This window comes from Pseudomonas mosselii, assembly GCF_003205295.1.
Classification (GTDB): Bacteria; Pseudomonadota; Gammaproteobacteria; order Pseudomonadales; family Pseudomonadaceae; genus Aquipseudomonas; species Aquipseudomonas mosselii_B.
The window spans coordinates 258,026-277,339 of record NZ_QJRP01000004.1 but is presented as its reverse complement, the minus strand read 5'-3'; the positions used below and the strand labels follow the sequence as shown (position 1 = coordinate 277,339).

16 protein-coding genes and 1 pseudogene are annotated in these 19,314 nt (G+C 65.9%); 10 read left to right on the top strand and 7 right to left on the bottom strand.

From position 1 onward, the window contains the following. The first annotated feature begins 76 nt into the window (after window positions 1–76). Genes DMX06_RS06145 through DMX06_RS06125 form a run of 5 tightly spaced genes read left to right on the top strand, consistent with a single transcriptional unit; the run spans window position 77 to window position 5,094 of the window. Window positions 77–514, top strand: a complete 438-nt coding sequence (locus DMX06_RS06145) for a MarR family winged helix-turn-helix transcriptional regulator (RefSeq protein ID WP_110735636.1) — start codon at window positions 77–79, stop codon at window positions 512–514. Next, complete coding sequence (locus tag DMX06_RS06140) at window positions 511–2,598, top strand: FUSC family protein (protein ID WP_110735590.1); 2,088 nt, start codon at window positions 511–513, stop codon at window positions 2,596–2,598. Before DMX06_RS06145 ends, DMX06_RS06140 begins: the two co-directional genes overlap by 4 nt. Then, window positions 2,595–2,807: a DUF1656 domain-containing protein gene (locus DMX06_RS06135; protein ID WP_016392395.1), complete on the top strand. Its 213-nt coding sequence runs from the start codon at window positions 2,595–2,597 to the stop codon at window positions 2,805–2,807. Before DMX06_RS06140 ends, DMX06_RS06135 begins: the two co-directional genes overlap by 4 nt. Then, window positions 2,804–3,679, top strand: a complete 876-nt coding sequence (locus tag DMX06_RS06130; RefSeq protein WP_110735588.1) for an efflux RND transporter periplasmic adaptor subunit — start codon at window positions 2,804–2,806, stop codon at window positions 3,677–3,679. The genes DMX06_RS06135 and DMX06_RS06130 overlap by 4 nt, the downstream gene beginning before the upstream one ends. Continuing rightward, window positions 3,676–5,094 carry an efflux transporter outer membrane subunit gene (locus tag DMX06_RS06125; RefSeq protein WP_110735586.1) on the top strand — a complete coding sequence of 473 codons (1,419 nt, stop codon included), beginning with the start codon at window positions 3,676–3,678 and terminating at the stop codon, window positions 5,092–5,094. The genes DMX06_RS06130 and DMX06_RS06125 overlap by 4 nt, the downstream gene beginning before the upstream one ends. A 155-nt stretch (window positions 5,095–5,249) precedes the next feature. Here the strand turns inward: DMX06_RS06125 and DMX06_RS06120 are convergent, their stop codons facing one another. The 4 genes from DMX06_RS06120 to DMX06_RS06105 are packed head-to-tail and all read right to left on the bottom strand — an operon-like array spanning window position 5,250 to window position 8,380. After that, window positions 5,250–5,993: a penicillin-binding protein activator LpoB gene (locus DMX06_RS06120; protein WP_110735584.1), complete on the bottom strand. Its 744-nt coding sequence runs from the start codon at window positions 5,991–5,993 to the stop codon at window positions 5,250–5,252. A gap of 3 nt (window positions 5,994–5,996) precedes the next feature. Continuing rightward, entirely contained in the window at window positions 5,997–6,584 is a 588-nt protein-coding gene (lpoB, locus tag DMX06_RS06115; RefSeq protein WP_110735582.1) for a penicillin-binding protein activator LpoB, read from the bottom strand. Window positions 6,585–6,605: 21 nt separating this feature from the next. Continuing rightward, entirely contained in the window at window positions 6,606–6,974 is a 369-nt protein-coding gene (locus tag DMX06_RS06110; protein WP_062575563.1) for a YcfL family protein, read from the bottom strand. 14 nt (window positions 6,975–6,988) lie between these two features. Continuing rightward, window positions 6,989–8,380 (bottom strand): COG3014 family protein, encoded by a 1,392-nt coding sequence (locus DMX06_RS06105; protein ID WP_110735580.1) that lies wholly within the window; start codon window positions 8,378–8,380, stop codon window positions 6,989–6,991. 288 nt (window positions 8,381–8,668) lie between these two features. Between DMX06_RS06105 and DMX06_RS06100 the strand changes: the two genes are divergently transcribed. Together DMX06_RS06100 and DMX06_RS06095 are read left to right on the top strand one after the other, a co-directional pair. Further along, the gene (locus DMX06_RS06100) at window positions 8,669–10,612 is read left to right on the top strand and encodes a cytochrome c/FTR1 family iron permease (RefSeq protein ID WP_110735578.1); all 1,944 of its coding nucleotides are present in this window, start codon (window positions 8,669–8,671) and stop codon (window positions 10,610–10,612) included. Window positions 10,613–10,745: 133 nt separating this feature from the next. Next, entirely contained in the window at window positions 10,746–11,198 is a 453-nt protein-coding gene (locus DMX06_RS06095) for a YaiI/YqxD family protein (RefSeq protein ID WP_110735576.1), read from the top strand. A 240-nt stretch (window positions 11,199–11,438) separates the two neighbouring features. On the opposite strand, the gene elbB is transcribed toward DMX06_RS06095, so the two are convergent. Then, entirely contained in the window at window positions 11,439–12,104 is a 666-nt protein-coding gene (gene elbB / locus DMX06_RS06090; protein ID WP_110735574.1) for an isoprenoid biosynthesis glyoxalase ElbB, read from the bottom strand. Between the two features lie 113 nt (window positions 12,105–12,217). Here elbB and DMX06_RS26520 point away from each other — a divergent pair. Continuing rightward, window positions 12,218–12,844, top strand: a pseudogene (locus DMX06_RS26520) (sterol desaturase family protein); the annotation flags it as partial. A gap of 501 nt (window positions 12,845–13,345) precedes the next feature. Here the strand turns inward: DMX06_RS26520 and DMX06_RS06080 are convergent. Then, window positions 13,346–13,990: a DedA family protein gene (locus DMX06_RS06080; protein ID WP_181427785.1), complete on the bottom strand. Its 645-nt coding sequence runs from the start codon at window positions 13,988–13,990 to the stop codon at window positions 13,346–13,348. Window positions 13,991–14,197: 207 nt separating this feature from the next. Here DMX06_RS06080 and hemB point away from each other — a divergent pair, with 207 nt between their 5' ends. Both hemB and ppk1 read left to right on the top strand, forming a co-directional pair. Next, window positions 14,198–15,208: a porphobilinogen synthase gene (gene hemB / locus DMX06_RS06075; RefSeq protein ID WP_110735570.1), complete on the top strand. Its 1,011-nt coding sequence runs from the start codon at window positions 14,198–14,200 to the stop codon at window positions 15,206–15,208. Window positions 15,209–15,227: 19 nt separating this feature from the next. After that, window positions 15,228–17,468 (top strand): polyphosphate kinase 1, encoded by a 2,241-nt coding sequence (gene ppk1 / locus DMX06_RS06070; RefSeq protein ID WP_110735568.1) that lies wholly within the window; start codon window positions 15,228–15,230, stop codon window positions 17,466–17,468. Window positions 17,469–17,591: 123 nt separating this feature from the next. Here the strand turns inward: ppk1 and ppx are convergent, their stop codons facing one another. After that, a complete protein-coding gene (gene ppx / locus DMX06_RS06065) occupies window positions 17,592–19,094 on the bottom strand; it encodes an exopolyphosphatase (protein ID WP_110735566.1) in 1,503 nt (500 codons plus the stop codon). Between the last annotated feature and the right edge of the window lie 220 nt (window positions 19,095–19,314).

Sequence of the window (19,314 nt, the reverse complement as noted above, 5' to 3'; positions counted from 1 at the left end):
CACCCCCGGTTGACGACAGGGGTAGGGCAGGGCGTATATTGATAGTTAGCAAACTATGAATATCCTCGGTTCCCACATGTCCCTTGACGCACTGCACCTGAAAATCAGCAGCGGAATGGTCGTGGCCGCCCGTCACTGGCGTCGCCTGTGCCAGGGTGCCCTGACCGGCTACGGCATTTCCGAAGCCTGCGCCGTCCCGCTGCTGATGATCGTGCGCCTGGGCGACGGCGTGCACCAGGTGGCGGTGGCGCAGGCGGCCGGGCTGGAAAGCCCGTCGCTGGTGCGCCTGCTCGACCAGCTGTGCAAGGCCGGCCTGGTCTGCCGCAGCGAGGATCCTCTGGACCGCCGCGCCAAGGCCCTGAGCCTGACCGCCGAGGGCCGCGTCCTGGCCGAGTCCATCGAGGGCGAGCTGGTGCGCCTGCGCCGTGAGGTGCTCGGCGGTATCGACCAGGCCGACCTGGACGCCACCTTGCGGGTGATCCAGGCGTTCGAAGCCGCGGGCGTGATGCCATGAACGGCTTCTTCAGCTCGGTGCCCCCGGCCCGCGACTGGTTCTACGGCGTGCGTACCTTCGCCGCGTCGATGATCGCCCTGTACATCGCCTTGCTCATGCAGTTGCCGCGACCCTACTGGGCAATGGCCACGGTGTACATCGTCTCCAGCCCATTCCTTGGCCCGACCACCTCCAAGGCACTGTACCGGGCCCTGGGTACGTTGCTGGGCGCCGGCGGGGCGATTCTCCTGGTGCCGCCGCTGGTGCAGTCGCCGCTGCTGTTGAGCATCGCCATCGCCCTGTGGACCGGCACCCTGCTGTTCCTTTCGCTGAACCTGCGCACGGCCAACAACTACGTGCTGATGCTCGCCGGCTACACCCTGCCGATGATCGCCCTGGCGGTGGTCGACAACCCGCTGGCGGTGTTCGACGTAGCCTCGTCCCGCGCCCAGGAGATCTGTCTGGGTATCGTCTGCGCGGCGGTGGTTGGTGCGATCTTCTGGCCGCGTCGGCTGGCGCCGGTGGTGGTGGGCGCGACCGGCAACTGGTTCGCCGAGGCGATCCGCTACAGCGATACCTATTTGGCCCGCGAGGCCAGCGCCGACAAGGTCGGCGGCATGCGTGGCGTGATGGTCGCCACCTTCAATTCGCTGGAATTGATGATCGGCCAGCTCGGCCACGAAGGCGCCGGCCCGCACACCCTGAAAAATGCCCGTGAGCTGCGTGGCCGCATGATCCACCTGTTGCCGGTGATCGATGCCCTGGACGACGCCCTGATTGCCCTCGAGGGCCGCGCCCCGGCCCAGTTCGCTCAGTTGAAGCCGGTACTCGACGCTGCCCGTGAGTGGCTCAAGGGCACTGCCGAGAGCGCCTCGGTGGCGCGCTGGACCGCCCTGCACGAGCAGATCGACCGTCTGCAGCCCGGCGCCGCCGCCATCGACCAGCGTGCCGAGCTGTTATTGTCCAATGCCCTCTATCGCCTGACCGAATGGGCCGACCTCTGGCAGGACTGCTGCACCCTGCAGCACGCCCTGCGCAAGGACGACGCCACGCCGTGGCGCGCGGTCTACCGTCACTGGCGCCTGGGTCGGCTGACGCCGTTCTTCGACCGTGGCCTGATGCTCTATTCGGTGTTCTCCACCGTCACCGCCATCGTCGTCGCCTGCGGCCTGTGGATCGGCCTGGGCTGGAACGACGGCGCCAGCGCGGTGATCCTCGCCGCCGTGTCGTGCAGCTTCTTCGCCGCCATGGACGACCCGGCGCCGCAGATCTACCGGTTCTTCTTCTGGACCCTGATGTCGGTGATCTTCTCCAGCTTGTACCTGTTCCTGGTGCTGCCCAACCTGCACGACTTCCCGATGCTGGTGCTGGCCTTCGCCGTGCCGTTCATCTGCGTCGGCACCCTGACCGTGCAGCCACGTTTCTACCTCGGCACCCTGCTGACCATCGTCAACACCTCGACCTTCATCAGCATCCAGGGCGCCTACGACGCCGACTTCTTCACCTTCATCAACGCCAACCTGGCCGGCCCCGTGGGCCTGCTGTTCGCTTTCATCTGGACCCTGGTGGTGCGCCCGTTCGGCGTGGAGCTGGCGGCCAAGCGCATGACCCGCTTCACCTGGCGCGACATCGTCGAAATGACCGCGCCGGCCACCCTGGCCGAGCACCGCCAGGTCGGCGTGCAGATGCTCGACCGGCTGATGCAGCACCTGCCGCGCCTGTCGCAGACCGGCCAGGACAGCGGCGTGGCCCTGCGCGACCTGCGCGTGGGCCTGAACCTGCTCGACCTGCTGGCCTACCTGCCGCGTGCCGGTGCCGAGGCCCGTGAGCGCCTGCGCACGGTGATCGAGGAGGTCGGCAGTCACTACGCCGCCTGCCTGCGCGCCGGCGAGCGCCTGCCTGCTCCGGCGGCGCTGCTGCGCAACATGGAGCGTGCGCGCCTGGCGCTGAACCTGGACGAGCTGTACGAACGCGGCGACGCCCGCACCCACCTGCTGCATGCCCTGAGCGGCCTGCGCCTGGCGCTGCTGCCGGGCGTGGAAGTGATGCTCGAGCCTGCCGAGCAAACGCAACTGCCCCCCGGGCTCGACGGAGCGCCCCTGTGATCGGAGAACTGGATATCAGCGGGGTGTTCCTGCCCACGCTGCTGGTGATGATGTTTGGCACCTACCTGCTGTTCCTCGGGGTGCACGCGGTGCTGGTGCGCCTGCATTTCTACCGCCTGGTCTGGCACCGGGCGCTGTTCAACGTTGCCCTGTATGCCGTGCTGCTTGGCGCGGTGGACCACTTTTGCCGAAGCCTGATGCTGCCATGAAAAAACCTTTGCTGACCCTGGGCCGCGTGGTCCTGACCTTGCTGGTAGTGACCTTCGCCGCCGTGCTCGTGTGGCAGATGGTGGTGTACTACATGTTCGCCCCCTGGACCCGCGACGGTCATATCCGCGCCGACGTGATCCAGATCGCCCCGGATGTGTCCGGGCTGATCCAGAAGGTCGAGGTGCGTGACAACCAGACCATCAAGCGCGGCGACGTGCTGTTCACCATCGACCAGGACCGCTTCACCCTGGCCCTGCGCCAGGCCAAGGCGACCCTGGCCGAGCGCCAGGAGACCCTGGCCCAGGCCTCCCGCGAGGCGCAGCGCAACCGCAAGCTGGGCAACCTGGTGGCGGCCGAGCAGCTTGAAGAGAGCCAGTCCCGCGAAGCCCGCGCCCGCTCGGCGGTGAACGAGGCCCAGGTGCAGGTGGATGTGGCCCAGCTCAACCTCGACCGCTCGGTGGTGCGCAGCCCGGTGGACGGCTACCTCAACGACCGCGCCCCGCGCGCCCACGAGTTCGTCAGCGCCGGGCGCCCGGTGCTGTCGGTGGTCGACAGCGCCTCGTACCACGTCGATGGCTACTTCGAGGAGACCAAGCTCGGTGGCATTCATATCGGTGACGCCGTGGAAATCCGCGTGATGGGTGACAACACCCGCCTGCGTGGCCGGGTGCAGAGCCTGGCCGCCGGTATCGAAGACCGCGACCGCAGCAGCGGCGCCAACCTGCTGCCCAACGTCAACCCAGCGTTCAGCTGGGTGCGCCTGGCCCAGCGGATTCCGGTGCGCATTGCCTTCGACGAAGTGCCGCAGGACTTCCGCATGATCGCCGGGCGCACCGCCACGGTGTCGATCATCGAGGGCCAGCATCCATGAAACAGCTGATCCTGGCGGGGCTGTGCCTGTCCCTGGGCGCCTGCATGATGGTCGGCCCTGACTACGAGCTGCCCAAGGACGCCGCCGTGCAGCGCGGCGACCTCAATGGCCCGCTGCGCCAGGACGCCGATAGCGTGGTCTCCGCGCCGGTGCCCGAGGATTGGTGGCAGCTGTATCAGGATCAACGGCTCAACGAGCTGGTGCGCCAGGCCCTGGGCGCCAACACCGAACTGCGCGTGGCCGCCGCCAATATCGCCAAGGCTCGTGCCCAGGTGGAGGTGGCCGAATCCCAGGGCGGCTTCAACGGCGGTGTCAAACTGGGCGCCCAGCGCCTGCAAGAGTCCGGCGAGGCCTTCCTGCAGCCGGAGAAGGTGCCGGTGGCCAATATCGGTGAAGCGATCATCAGCGCCAGCTACCAGTTCGACCTGTGGGGTACCTTCAAGCGCGGCACCGAGGCCGCCAAGGCCAACGCCGACGCGGTTCAGGCCGCCGCCGACACCGCGCGCATCACCCTGGTGGCCGATGTGGTCAAGGCCTACACCCAGGTGTGCTCGGCCAACGAGGAATACCACATCGCCCGCGAATCGCTGGACCTGCAGCAGCAGAGCGTGCAGCTGACCCAGCGCCTGCGCGACGCCGGGCGTGGCGACGAGACCCAGGTCACCCGTTCGCAGACCCAGTTCAAGTCCCTGCGCGCCGAGCTGCCGCGCTTCAAGGCCGAGCGTGAGGCGGGCCTCTACACCCTTGCTGCGTTACTGGCCAAGCCGGTCGAGCAATTGCCCGCCGGCACCGCCGATTGCGCCGAACTGCCCCATCTGTCGCAGCTGGTGCCGGTCGGTGACGGCGCGGCCCTGCTCAAGCGCCGCCCGGACGTGCGTCAGGCCGAGCGCCAGTTGGCGGCGGCCACCGCCAGCATCGGCGTGGCCACCGGCGCGCTCTACCCGGACATCAGCATCGGCGCCCAGGTGGGCACCATCGGCATCCTCGAGAACCTCGGCGAGCCGGCCACCAATCGTTGGGGCTTCGGCCCGCAGATCAGCTGGAACATCCCCACCAACGGCACCCGCGCGCGCATCCGCATGGCCGAGGCCTCGACCCAGGCGGCGTTGGCGCATTTCGACGGGGTGGTGCTCAACGCCATTCGCGAAACCCAGACCCGCCTGGCGCAGTACAGCGCGCTGCTGGATCGACGTGATGCGTTGGCCGAGGCGGAGCGTTCTGCCAAGGAGTCTGCGGACCAGACCCACCTGCGTTACCAGGTTGGGCGTGAGTCGTTCCTGGCGGACCTGCAGGCGACCCGCACCTACACCGATGTTCGCGCCCAGTTGGCGGCGGCCAACAGCCAGGTGGCGATGGGGCAGATCGGCGTATTCCTGGCCTTGGGTGGCGGCTGGAAAGGGAGTGCCAGACCTTAATGGCTCCCCTGTAGGAGCGGCCTTGCCGAGGCGTCGGACCGGCCGGAAAGGGCCGCGAAGCGGCCCCAGGGTTTCAGCACTGATGCAAAAATCGCTGGGGCTGCTCTGCAGCCCTTTCGCGGCACAAGGCCGCTCCTACAGGGATTGCGTGTGGCTCAGTTCAGCACCTGCGCCGGCTCATCCGGCGGCAGGTTGTCCCGGCCGCGTGGCTGCTTCGGCTGCCCCGGTACTGAGCCGCCCAACTGCTCGGCCAACTGCTGCGCCACATCCTCGCCCAGTGCCTTCGACACATCCCGCACAACCCGCGGACGGTTCAGCGTCACGCGGCGGTCCTGGCTCTTCACCAGCTTGGTGTCCTGCCCCTCACCCATGGCGGTGAACGCCGAGGTGATCTCGTAGGTTCGGGTGTTGATCAGGCTGAAGTCGGCGACTACGGTCAGGCCCAGCACCGCCGAGTAGCTGTCGGTGTGGTCCAGCGAGTTGATGTCCTGCTGGAAGTCGATGTCCGACAGGGTACCGAACAGCACGTAGTCGGCGCCCTTGAACGCGCCGTTCTTGATGCGCCGGATCACGTCGTACACGTCTTCCTTCGAGTCGGCGGTGTAGGGGCGGCCCTGGACCAGCTGGAACATGCCGGTCTTGAGGATCTCACCCTTGATGTCGCCACCGAACTTGCGCAGTTCGGTCTGCTCGATGTAGCTGTTGAGGCTCTCGTACTCGCTGTAGCTCGACTGGCCGCTGGCGTGGTACATGCCGGCCTGGCCGCTGCTCTGGGCGTTGATGGTGTGGATGTACTCCTCCACCTGCGCCTGATAAGCCAGGTCGGTCACCGCCACCTTGGGGGCCGCCTGTGCGCCGAAGGCGCAGGCCAGGCTGATGATTGCCATCCATGCACGCATCGATCAGCGCTCCGTGGTCTTGCGGATTTCTTTTTCGTCCATCCATTCGGCCAGGCCGCTTTCGACGTCGATCAGCTGCAGGCTGAACTTGTAGAACACGTCCTTGTAGTCGCTGCTGCGCTTGACGATCGAGCTGATCGAACCTTCCAGGCGGTACTTGGCGGCGATCATGTTGCCGGTCTTGGCCACGGTCTTCTTCTTGTACAGGCCGCTCTGGTTCTGCAGCTTGAGCTGGTCGACCTGGCTCTGCATCTCGGTGTTGTCGCTGGCGAAGCGGGCGGCGCCGGACTTCATCAGCTGGGTCTTGATCGAGGTGGTGATCTCGCGGGTATCGATGTACTCGCTGGTCTTGTTCTTCACATCGTACACCTGCACCACCGGGCGGCCGTGCAGCACGCCGGACTGGGCCAGGGAACGGGTCATGCTCTCGGCGATCATCTGCAGGTCGGTGGAACCGAACTCGTTGGTCACCAGCTCGACGGCCTTGCTGTCGCCGTAGCTGATGTTCTTGCCGCCGAGAACCGGCGACGGGGTGCTGCAGCCGCTGACCAGGGCGATGGCGATGGCGGCGAGGGAAAGGCGTGCAAACATGGAACGTGCTCCTGAATGGGATTACCGGGTGTGGACTTCGAGGCGGAAGTCGCGGGCAGCGGGGGTCGGGGCGATGGCGGGCAGGAACTTGGCCTGCTTGCCGTACAGCGGCAGGGCTTTCCAGCTCTCCTCGTCGGCCACCGGGAAACCATCGCTGCCCAGCCAGGCGAAGCGGTAGAAGAGCGTCTGGTTGCTGCGGCTGGTGTTGGTCAGCGCCACGTTGACGGTGAGGTAGCCGTTCTCGCGGGCGACGCGCATCTGGCCGACTTCGATGTCATCCAGCTGGCCCATGGTCACCACCTTGCTGGCGGCGCTGCCGGGGGCAGGGGGCGGGGTGGCGCAGCCGGCCAGGAGGGCGACGGCGGCCAGGGCGAGGCATGTTCTGCGCATGTTCGATCCTTGGGTTACTTGAGGCTGGCGACAGCGGTGGCTGCAGCCTGCGGTGCGACTACGACGGCCGGGCCGCCAGCGAATACGCGGTTGCCGACCACGCGCAGGCTGACCACCTGGTAGGGGCGATCGACCTTCACGGTGACCTGGGTGCCGCCGAGGCTCGATGGCAGGCTCAGGTGGTGTTCGCCCGGTTTGAGGCGCACCCGGGCCACCTGGGTTTCGTCGGGCAGGGTGCGCCAGGTGCGGGTGTCCGCACCTTCCAGCACGGTGGAAGCGATGCCCACCACCAGCCCAGCCATCGGGTTGGTCTTGTTCAGGTTCTTCTGCGCCACGCCGCGGCTGATGGCGCGCACGCTGGTGCGCAGGATGATGCCCGGCATGTCGTCGCGCAGGGCGCGGCGCGACATCGCCGTGGTGCTGTTGAGCGCGGTCAGGGCCAGGGCCTTGTCGTTGAGCTGGATCTCGCCCAGGTGCGCGGTCGAGGTGTCTTCCTTGATGATCGGGAACGACAGCGGGGTGATCACCAGGTTGTCCTGGATCGGCAGCGGCAGGGGGATGCGGATCGAATCGCGGGCCGGGGCCAGGCCGGTCTGCACCACGATCAGCACATCACTTTCACCGGCCTTGGCGCTGTTCTTGTCCAGGTCGAGCAGCGCCTGGTCGAGCAACGGCGTGTTCGGGCGCAGTTCGGCGGCCTTGCGGTAGCCCGGCGCGGCCAGGCCTTTCTCGCCGAGGGCCTCGTAGACATAGCCGGACAGGTAGTGGCTGAAAGCGCTCTGGTAGCTGTTCTTCAGGCCGACCACCTCTGGGGCGTCGAGGCTGGCGACCGGGTAACCCTGCAGGTCCTTGTACTCGGTCTTGATGCCTTCCTTCTCGGCCTCTTCCTCGCGCTTGAGGTATTCCTTGTCGCGCAACTCGGCGATGATCGCCTCACGCTCGTGGGTCTTCTTGATCTCGGTGCGGGCGCCGTCGAAATCGTTCTGTGCCAGCAGGTTCAGGGCCATTTGCGTGGTCAGCATGACTTTTTCGTAGTCATAGCCTTCGTAGCGGCGGACCTTGTCGTTGACCAGGTAGCTGCCGAACTGGCTCAGGTACTTGTCGGTGTCGAGCTTTACCGACTCTTCCCACTGGAACACCACGCTGTCGGCCGAGCGCCAGGCGTCCTGGCTGCCTTTGAGGTCACCCTTGGAGCGCAGCAGCTCGCCTTTTTCGAAGTAGTAGAGCAGGTCTTTCTGCTCGCCCTTGTTGTTGCTTTCCAGCAGGGCGAGGGCGGCGTCGACGTTGCCGGCGGCCAACTGCTTGTTGGTCTCCTGCAGTTCACTGTCGTAGCTGCGGAACACCGAGCAGCCGGTGAGCTGCACGGCGGCGACCAGGGTCGCCAGGGTGAGGGCGCGGGATACCATCGGACTTCTTCTTTCCCTGAAACGGTTGGCCGCGTGGGCGGGGGCGGCAGATCCCTCTGTTTTATCGCCAGAACCTCTCGATGGAGGCGCCTTGATTGCTAATGGCTATTACGGCGGCGCGGGATTATACCCAAAGTAGTAGCGGGGTGATGGCGAATTGCTTCGCATTTTTAGGTCGATGCCATCAGTCGGTAAAAACCGTTCCCAACGGTTGTTCCGTCAATTTGTCTCAAGATTTTTCATGAAATCTGCCCCTGAGCCTTGAGCGGGGGAGAGTGGAAGTGAACAATGTTCTCTTTCGTATTTCCGTCGAGATTGGCCATGATTTCCCGTTCCCGTCTGCTCGCCTGGCTGCCTGCCCTGTTGCTTGGCCCATTGCTGGCGCTGTGCAGCCTCCCGACGCTGGCCGAAGCGCCTGCCGATGCGACCAAGGCATTGCACCTGCTGGACTACATCGGCGCCGACTACCCGCCGACCGTGCGCGACGGCAAGGTGGTGGACGACGGGGAGTACCGCGAGCAGCAGGAGTTCAGTGGCGTGCTGGCCGAGCTGGTCAAGGGGCTGCCCGTGCATGCCGAGCGCGGCGCTCTGGAGCAAGGTGTGCAGAGCCTGCGCCAGGCCATCGACCAGCGTCAGGACGGCGCCGCTGTCGCCCGCCAGGCTCGCCAGCTGGGCGCACGCCTGGCAGTGGCCTACGAGGTCAGCCAGGCGCCGGTGATCACCCCCGATCCGGCCCGTGGCGCATCGCTGTATGCGCAGAACTGCTCGATCTGCCACGGTGACACCGGTCTGGGCGACGGCCCGGCCGGGGTCGGCCTGGAGCCTGCGCCGGCCAACCTGCGCGATGCCGGGCGCCTCGACCAGTTGAGTCTGTTCGACCTGTACAACACCCTGGGGCTGGGCATCGAAGGCACCGAGATGCCGTCGTTCGCCGACCAGCTCGACGAGCGCCAGCGCTGGGATGTGGCGGCCTACATCGCCAGCTTCACCGCCGATCCGCAGGCGGCCAAGGGCGACAAGACCTGGAACATCGCCGACCTGGCCCGGCAGACCCCGGCCGAAGTCGCCGCCAGCGAAGGCGCGGATGCCGTGGCCGCGTTCCGCGCCCAGCGCGCGCAGCCGCCGCAGGTCAAGCGTGGCCCGGCACAGTTGCTCGAATACACCTCCAGCACCCTGGACAAGAGCCTGGCGGCCTACCGCGCCGGTGACCACGACCAGGCCTACGACCTGTCGGTGGCGGCCTACCTGGAAGGCTTCGAGCTGGTGGAAAGCTCGCTCGACAACATCGACGCCCAGGCCCGTAAGGACACGGAAAAGTCGCTGATGGCCTACCGTCAGTCGCTGCAGGACGGCCTGCCGATGGCCCAGGCCGAACAGCGCCTGGCCGAGGCCAAGGCCAAGCTGGAGCAGGCCTCCAAGCTGCTGGGCAGCGATGGCCTGAGCTGGTCGCTGAGCTACATCTCCGGCCTGCTGATCCTGCTGCGCGAGGGCCTGGAGGCGATCCTGGTGCTGGCGGCGATCCTGGCCTTCCTGCGCAACACCGGGCAGCAGTCGGCGGTACGCAGTGTCAATATCGGCTGGGGCCTGGCACTGGTCGCCGGTTTTGCCACCTGGGCCCTGGCGGCCTACGTGATCGACGTCGGCGGTGCGCAGCGTGAGCTGCTCGAAGGCTGCACGGCGCTGTTCGCCGCGGTGATGGTGTTGTGGCTTGGCGTTTGGATGCACGATCGCCGCCATGCCGCTGCCTGGCAGGACTACATCAAGAGCAGCCTGGTCAGTGGCGGCGGGCGTTTCGGCTTTGCCATGCTGGCGTTCTTCTCGGTGTACCGTGAGCTGTTCGAGGTGATCCTGTTCTACGAGACCCTGTGGCTGCAGGCCGGTCCTGCCGGGCACCAGGCGGTGCTGGCCGGCGGTGCCACGGCACTGGTGCTGCTGGTGGGCCTGGCCTGGGTGATCCTGCGTGGTTCGGCCAAGTTGCCGCTGGCGTTGTTCTTCAGCATCAACGCCGCTTTGCTATGCGCGCTGTCGGTGGTGTTCGCCGGGCATGGCGTCAAGGCGCTGCAGGAGGCCGGCGTGCTGGGTACGCGGCCGGTGGCGTTCTTCGAGTTCGACTGGCTGGGGATCCATGCCGACGCCTATTCGCTGGGCGCGCAGGCGGTGGCGTTGCTGGCCATCGTGGTCCTGTACGGGCGCAGCTGGCTGGCCGAGAAGCGCCGGGCAGCGGCCGGCTGAGAAACTTGAGGGCCGTCATGCGGCCCATCGCGACGCAAGGCCACTCCACAGGCATACTGGCAGCACTGTGGGAGCGGCCTTGTGTCGCGAAAGGAGGGCGCAGCCCTCCCAGCTTTGCGAGGATACGAAAGCAATGCGTGTATGGATCGATGCCGACGCCTGCCCCAAGGCGGCCAAGGACCTGATCGTCAAGTTCGCCCTCAAGCGCAAGCTCGAAGTGGTGATGGTGGCCGGCCAGCCGCAGATCAAGCCGGCCTTCGCCTGCGTGCGGCTGATCGTGGTGCCCAGCGGCATGGACGCTGCCGATGACTACCTGGTGGAGAACGCCGAGCCCGGCGAGCTGGTGATCTGCAGCGACGTGCCGCTGGCCGACCGTCTGATCAAGAAGGGCGTGGCGGCGCTGGACCCGCGTGGCCGTGAGTTCGACGAGCGCAACATGGGCGATCGCCTGGCGGTACGCAACCTGTTCACCGAGCTGCGCGAGCAGGGCCAGGTCGGCGGCGGCCAGGCGCCTTATGGCGAGCGCGAGAAGCAGGCGTTCGCCAATGCGCTGGACCGGATCCTGTCCCGCTTGTCCAAAGCCTGACGCTATCCCGGAAGCATTCGCCAAGCTTGTGGGAACGGCCTTGTGTCGCGATGGGGCGCGTAGCGGCCCCAGGATCTCGGCATCATGCAAAATCGCCGGGGCTGCTACGCAGCCCATCGCGACACAAGGCCGCTCCCACAGGGACCGCAGCGGCCATGGGTCTGCGCTTTACCTGTAGGAGCCAGCTTGCCGGCGATGAGGCCGGTAATCACAAGACAGTTGTCCCTACACCAGCGTTTATCAGTCGTTCTCGTGGGTCAGCTCCAGCACCCGGTCCACCAGCTTGTTGATGCCGCCTGCCGCTTCGCTGATCGACTTGGCCAGCATGTACGCCGGGGTAGTCACCAGCTTGCGCTGGGTATCCTCGACGATGTCGTGCACATCGCATTCCTCATGGGTGCCGCCCATCTTCACCACTGCCGCGCTGGTGTCGGCGTCTTTGCCGATGGTGCAGACCACGCCTGGGCCGTAGATCTTCGCCGCAAGGGCCGGCGAGATGCAGATCAGGCCGACTGGCTTGCCCGCCTCGGCGAAGGCCTCGGCCAGGGCCAGCACGTCCGGCTGCACGCTGCACTTGTCGCCTTCGACGGCAAAGTTGGAGAGATTCTTGGCCGCACCGAAGCCGCCGGGAACGATGAGGGCGTCGAAGTCCTCGACACTGGCCTTGCGGATGTCCTTGACCTCGCCACGGGCGATACGCGCCGATTCCACCAGCACATTGCGCGACTCGGGCATCTCTTCTTTGGTCAGGTGGTCGATCACATGCATCTGCGCGATGTTCGGCGCGAAGCACTGCACCTGGGCGCCACGCTGGTCCAGGCGCAGCAGGGTGATCACGCTTTCGTGGATCTCGGCGCCGTCGTACACGCCGCAACCGGACAGAATCACCGCAACTTTTTTCGTCATGCTCAATACTCCAGTGTCGAGGCGCTAAATGTCCTCTAGTTTGGCAGATGTAGCCATGGGATTTGCCCTTCGGCGGGCCTAATCTTCGTGGACAACCTTGGAGGTGGCCGTTCATGGACCTGATTCTGCTGGCCGTGCCGTTCTTCTTCGTGCTGATCGCGGTGGAGCTGATCGCCGACCGCGTGCGCGGGCGGCGTAACTACCAGCTCGCCGATTCGATCAACAGCCTGAGCACCGGCGCGCTGTCTACCAGCACCGGGCTGCTGACCAAAGGTGTGGGTTTGATCACCTACGCCGTGGCCTGGGAGCACCTGGCCTGGTTGCGGCTGCCGGCCGATGCCTGGTGGGTGTGGGTGGTCGCCTTCGTGCTCTACGACCTCTGCTACTACTGGCTGCACCGCCTGGGCCACGAGCGCAATGTGTTGTGGGCCGCGCACTCTGTGCACCACCAGAGCGAGGAATACAACCTCACCACCGCCCTGCGTCAGACCAGCAGCGGTTTCCTGTTCTCCTGGATCTTCTACCTGCCGCTGGCGCTGCTGGGCGTGCCGCCGCTGGTGTTCATCACCGTGGCGTCGCTGAACCTGCTGTACCAGTTCTGGGTGCACACCCGCCATGTGCCCAAGCTGGGCTGGCTGGAGTGGATCTTCATCACGCCGTCCAACCATCGTGTCCACCATGCGCAGAATCCTCTGTACTTGGATCGCAACTACGGCGGCGTGTTCATAATCTGGGATCGGCTGTTCGGCACTTTCCAGGAAGAGGACGAGCGCGAGCCGGTGATCTTCGGCGTGACCACGCCGCTGGCCAGCTGGAACCCGCTGTGGGCCAACGTGCAGTTCTACGCCCAACTCTGGCAAGACGCTCGCCGCGCCAGCAACTGGTGGGACAAGCTGCGCATCTGGTTCATGCCCACCGGCTGGCGCCCGGCGGATGTGGCCGCCGCTTATCCACAGCCCAAGCAGGACCTGGCGGCGTTTCGCAAGTTCGCGATTCCCCTGGGCGGCGCGCGGCAGGTGTACGTCACCGTGCAGTTCGCGGTCTATGTGGCGCTGGGCAGCTATCTGATGGAGGTGGCGGAGCGGGTGGCGCCTGCAGCCCTGGTATTGGGCTGGACGGTGATGGCGTTCGGGCTGTTCGTGCTGGGGGTGGCGCTGGAGGACCGACCTTGGACGGGACGCCTGGAGATAGTGCGACTGCTGTCGAATGCGCCGGCGCTGTATCTGGCCGGCGCGCTTGGCTTAGCGCTGGTCACGCCCGTGTTCTGGTGGCTGCTCCTGGGCTACAGCCTGCTCAGCCTCGGCGGCCTGGCCTTCTGCCGCCGCGCGGCGCTCGGCGCGGAGGTTGCGAAAACGTCGGCGCAGCCAGAGCGCCAGGCCCAGCACCAGCAGGCCGCCGAGCACCCATAGCTCGTACTTCTTGATGCTGCCGAGCATGCCTTCGAGAATGGCACCGAAGTGGTAGGCGGCCAGCCCCAGGGCCAGGGCCCACACCGCGGCGCCGATGCCATTGAGCAGCAGGTAGCGGCGCGGCGGGTAGCCGGACAGGCCGATAGCCACCGGCATCACCGTGCGCAAGCCGTAGACGAAGCGGAAACTCAGCACCCAGATGTCCGGATGGCGGCGGATGTGCTCCAGCGCCCGGTCACCCATGGCCTGCCAGCGCGGCTTGCGGGCGAGGATCTTGCGCCCGTGGCGGCGGCCCATGAAATACCACAACTGGTCGCCGGCGTAGCTGCCGCAGAAGGCCACCAGCACCACCAGCTTGATGTCCATATATTCGCGGAACGCAAGAAAGCCCGCGAGCACCAGGATGGTCTCGCCCTCGAAGAACGTGCCGAGAAAAAGGGCAAAGTAGCCGAAATCGTTCAGGAATTGTTGAAGCATTTTCTGGCGTGCTGGCGAAATGAACGCGCAGCCTACCCCTTCGGGCGCGTTGGGGAAAGTGTCCAAATGTGTCTCGACGTGAAGATTCCCTGCAACGACAATGGCTGCGGCCACAAGTCGCAGGGTTGCCTAAGGATGTAACACAGGCGTCATAATGGCCGCTTATAACTGTCGCGCTGCCCGCCCGCGCGGGCTCAGGAGTCTGCCGTGAGCTTTACCCCCGCCAACCGTCTGTTTCCTGCCACCCGCCTGCGTCGCAACCGCCGGGACGAGTTCTCCCGTCGCCTGGTTCGCGAAAACACCCTGACCGTCGATGACCTGATCCTCCCGGTATTCGTGCTGGACGGCGAGGGCCGTCGCGAAGAAGTACCGTCCATGCCGGGCGTCGAACGCCTGTCGATCGACCTGCTGTTGGAAGCCGCACAGGGTTGGGTGGAGCTGGGCATTCCTGCTCTGGCGCTGTTCCCGGTGACCCCGACCGAGAAGAAGTCTCTCGACGGCGCCGAAGCCTGGAACCCCGACGGCATCGCCCAGCGCGCCACCCGCGCCCTGCGCGCCCGCTTCCCGGAGCTGGGGGTGATCACCGATGTGGCCCTGGACCCGTTCACCACCCATGGTCAGGACGGCATCCTCGATGAAGAGGGTTACGTGCAGAACGACATCACCGTCGAGGCCCTGGTGCGCCAGGCGCTGTCCCACGCCGAGGCCGGCGCTCAGGTGGTGGCCCCGTCGGACATGATGGACGGTCGTCTCGGCGCGATCCGCCAGGCCCTGGAAGAAGCCGGCTACGTCAACGTGCGCATCATGGCTTACTCGGCCAAGTACGCCAGTGCCTATTACGGCCCGTTCCGCGACGCGGTCGGCTCGGCGTTGAACCTGGGCAAGGCCAACAAGGCCTCCTATCAGATGGACCCGGCCAACAGCGATGAGGCTCTGCACGAAGTGGCCACCGACCTCGCCGAAGGCGCCGACATGGTCATGGTCAAGCCGGGCATGCCGTACCTGGACATCGTTCACCGGGTGAAGGCCGAGTTCAAGGTGCCGACCTTCGCCTATCAGGTCAGCGGCGAGTACGCCATGCACATGGCCGCCATCCAGAACGGCTGGCTCAGCGAGGCCGTGATCCTTGAATCCCTCACCGCTTTCAAACGGGCAGGCGCTGATGGCATCCTGACCTATTTCGCCGTGCGTGCCGCTCAATTGATGAGAGGGCAGTAACGCCCTCCAGGAACGTCAGATGAATAACGAAGTGCTAACCCCTGTCGAGATCAAGGATGCCCAGGCCGTGCCCGAAGAGATGGTGCAGACCCCGCCCGACCTGCCGGCGGTAGTGGAGCCGGAAGCGGTCGCCGAAGCCGCCCCGGCACCAGCGCCTGCGCCGGCCCCGGCGATCGCCGTGCCGAGCCTGGACGACAGCAGCCTGTACATTCATCGCGAGCTCTCGCAGCTGCAGTTCAACATCCGCGTGCTGGAGCAGGCGCTGGACGAATCGTACCCGCTGCTCGAGCGCCTGAAGTTCCTGCTGATCTTCTCCAGCAACCTCGACGAGTTCTTCGAGATCCGCGTGGCGGGCCTGAAGAAGCAGATCAACTTCGCCCGCGAGCAGGCCGGCGCCGACGGTCTGCAGCCGCACCAGGCGCTGGCGCGCATCAGCGAGCTGGTGCACCTTGAGGTGGACCGTCAGTACGCGATCCTCAACGACGTGCTGCTGCCGGAGCTGGAGAAGCACGCCATCCGCTTCATCCGCCGGCGCTACTGGACACCCAAGCTCAAGACCTGGGTGCGCCGCTACTTCCGCGACGAGATCGCGCCGATCATCACCCCGATCGGCCTCGACCCGACCCACCCGTTCCCGCTGCTGGTGAACAAGAGCCTGAACTTCATCGTCGAGCTCGAGGGTGTCGATGCCTTTGGCCGCGATTCGGGCCTGGCGATCATCCCGGCGCCGCGCCTGCTGCCGCGGGTCATCCGCGTGCCGGAAGAGGTCGGTGGCCCGGGCGACAACTATGTGTTCCTGTCGTCGATGATCCACGCTCACGCCGACGACCTGTTCCAGGGCATGAAAGTCAAGGGCTGCTACCAGTTCCGCCTGACCCGTAACGCCGACCTGGCGCTGGACTCCGAGGAAGTCGACGACCTGGCCCGCGCCCTGCGCGGCGAGCTGTTCTCGCGCCGCTACGGCGACGCCGTGCGTCTCGAGGTGGCCGACACCTGCCCGAAACACCTCTCCGACTACCTGCTCAAGCAGTTCAGCCTGAGCGAGAGCGAGCTGTACCAAGTCAACGGCCCGGTCAACCTGACCCGCCTGTTCAGCATCACCGGCCTCGACAGCCATCCGGAGCTGCAGTACACGCCGTTCACCCCGGCGATCCCCAAGCTGCTGCAGAACGCCGACAACATCTTCAGTGTGATCGGCAAGCAGGATGTGCTGCTGATGCACCCGTTCGAGTCGTTCACCCCGGTGATCGACCTGTTGCGCCAGGCCGCCAAGGACCCGCACGTACTCGCCGTGCGCCAGACCCTGTACCGCTCGGGCGCCAACTCGGAGATCGTCGACGCCCTGGTGGACGCGGCGCGTAACGGCAAGGAGGTCACCGCGGTGATCGAACTGCGCGCGCGCTTCGACGAAGAGTCCAACCTGCAGATGGCCAGCCGCCTGCAGGCTGCCGGCGCGGTGGTGATCTACGGCGTGGTGGGCTTCAAGACCCACGCCAAGATGATGCTGATCCTGCGCCGCGAGCAGGGCGAGATCGTCCGCTACGCGCACCTGGGTACCGGCAACTACCACGCTGGCAACGCACGCCTGTACACCGACTACAGCCTGCTGACCTCCGACGACGCCCTCACCGAGGACGTCGGCAAGCTGTTCAGCCAGCTGATCGGCATGGGCAAGACCCTGCGCATGAAGAAGCTGCTGCACGCCCCCTTCACCCTGAAGAAGGGCATGCTCGACATGATCGCCCGGGAGACTCAGTTCGCCCTGGAAGGCAAGCCGGCGCACATCATCGCCAAGTTCAACTCACTGACCGACGCCAAGATCATCAAGGCGCTGTACAAGGCCAGCCAGTCGGGCGTGCGCATCGACCTGGTGGTGCGCGGCATGTGCTGCCTGCGCCCGGGCATCCCGGGGGTGTCGCACAACATCCACGTGCGCTCGATCATCGGCCGCTTCCTCGAGCACACCCGGGTGTTCTACTTCCTCAACGGCGGCGAGGAGCAGATCTACCTGTCCAGCGCCGACTGGATGGAGCGCAACCTCGACAAGCGTGTCGAGACCTGCTTCCCGGTGGAGGGCAAGAAGCTGCTGCTGCGGGTGAAGAAGGAACTGGAGGGGTACCTGACCGACAACACCCAGGCCTGGACCCTGCAGCCGGACGGGCGCTACGTGCGCAGCACGCCGACCGGCAACCAGAATCCGCGCAGTGTGCAGGCTACGCTGCTGGAGCGCCTGAGCAATCCGGTGCTGAACGTACGCTAGATGGATTGCTGGGGCCGCTTTGCGGCCCTTTCGCGACACAAGGCCGCTCCCACAGGGAAATGCGATCACCTGTGGGAGCGGCCTTGTGTCGCGAAAGGGGCGCGCAGCGCCCCCCTTTGGCCTTTAGCGCACGCTCAGCACAAACCCAACCCGCGCCAGCCACTCCGCCTCGTTGGCGAAGTCGGCCTGGGTCAGCTGGTTCTGCTCCAGCCAGCTGCTCGGGAAGACCACCTCCAGGCTGTTGTCGCCTGCCTGCAGCTCTACCTTGGGCATCTGCTGGGTGCCACGGATATGGTGGAACAGGATGGCGAAGCGCAGCAGCACGCACAGGCGCAGCAGCTTGACGCCCTCATCGCCCAGTTCGGCGAACTTGTCCTTGGGAATGTTGCGACGGTGGCCGCGCACCAGCAGGGCCATCATCTGCTGGTCTTCGCGGGAGAAGCCGGACAGGTCGGAGTGCTCGATCAGGTAGGCGCCATGCTTGTGGTAATGGTAGTGGGCGATATCCAATCCTATTTCGTGGATTTTCGCCGCCCATCCCAGAAGATCGCGCCAGTTGCCGTCCTCCAGATCCCACGCTGCGGCCACCTGATCAAAGGCGTGCAGCGCTTTGCGCTCCACGCGCGCGGCCTGGCCCTGGTCGACGTGATAGCGCTCCATCAGCGAGTTCAGGGTGCGTTCGCGCACGTCCTCGTGGTGGTGGCGGCCCAGCAGGTCGAACAGCACGCCTTCGCGCAGGGCGCCGTCGCAGTGGTCCATGCGCTGCAGCTCCAGGGCGTCGAAGATCGCCTCGAGGATGGCCAGGCCCGCCGGGAAGATGGTCCGCCGATCGGGCTTGACCCCTTCGAAGTCGATCTTGTCGGTCTCGCCGAGCTTGAACAGCTTGCGCTTGACCGCCGCCAGGCCCTCGGCGTTGACCTCGCCGCTGCCTTGGCCGATGGCCTTGATCGCCGCGGCGATGGCGCGGATGGTCCCGGAAGAGCCGATGGCCTCGTCCCAGGTCAGGCGGTGCAGGGCGTTTTCGATGCTCATCAACTCCAGGCGCGCGGCGGTGTAGGCCTGGGCGTAGCGCGCCGGGGTGATCTTGCCATCGCGGAAGTAGCGCTGGGTGAAGCTGACGCAGCCCATCTGCAGGCTTTCGCGCAGCAGCGGCTCGAAACGCTGGCCGATGATGAACTCGGTGCTGCCGCCGCCGATGTCGGCGACCAGGCGCTTGCCGGGGGTGTCGGCCAGGGTGTGGGACACGCCCAGGTAGATCAGGCGCGCCTCTTCGCGGCCGGAGATGACCTCGACCGGGTGGCCGAGGATGGCTTCGGCGCGCAGGATGAATTCGTTGCGGTTGCGCGCTTCGCGCAGGGCGTTGGTGCCGACGATGCGCACCGAGCCCTGAGGCATGCCATTGATCAGCTGGGCGAAGCGCTTGAGGCATTCCAGGCCGCGTTGCATGGCTTCTTCGCTGAGCTTGCGCTCATCGTCGATGCCGGCGGCGAGCTGAACCTTTTCTCCAAGCCTTTCGAGGATGCGGATTTCCGTGTGATGGGCCTTGGCCACGACCATGTGGAAGCTGTTGGAGCCCAGGTCGATGGCGGCGATCAGAGACAGGTTCTTCGCGGTGGTATGCGGCATGGTCTGGAGGTTCTCGGTCGTTAACCCGGCAATCGTGCCACGATCGCGGGCATACGCCAACGAGCGGCACGGCAAGGCTTGATGCATGGCAATGTCATAGCAATGTTATGACCGTGACATGACAGTTTCGATTCGTGGCGTCTTGCACAACTATAGTTACACTCAATCAGCTGTGGCTTCCTGTCGCGCCAGGGTGCCGCTATGATGGGCAACGTTTTTT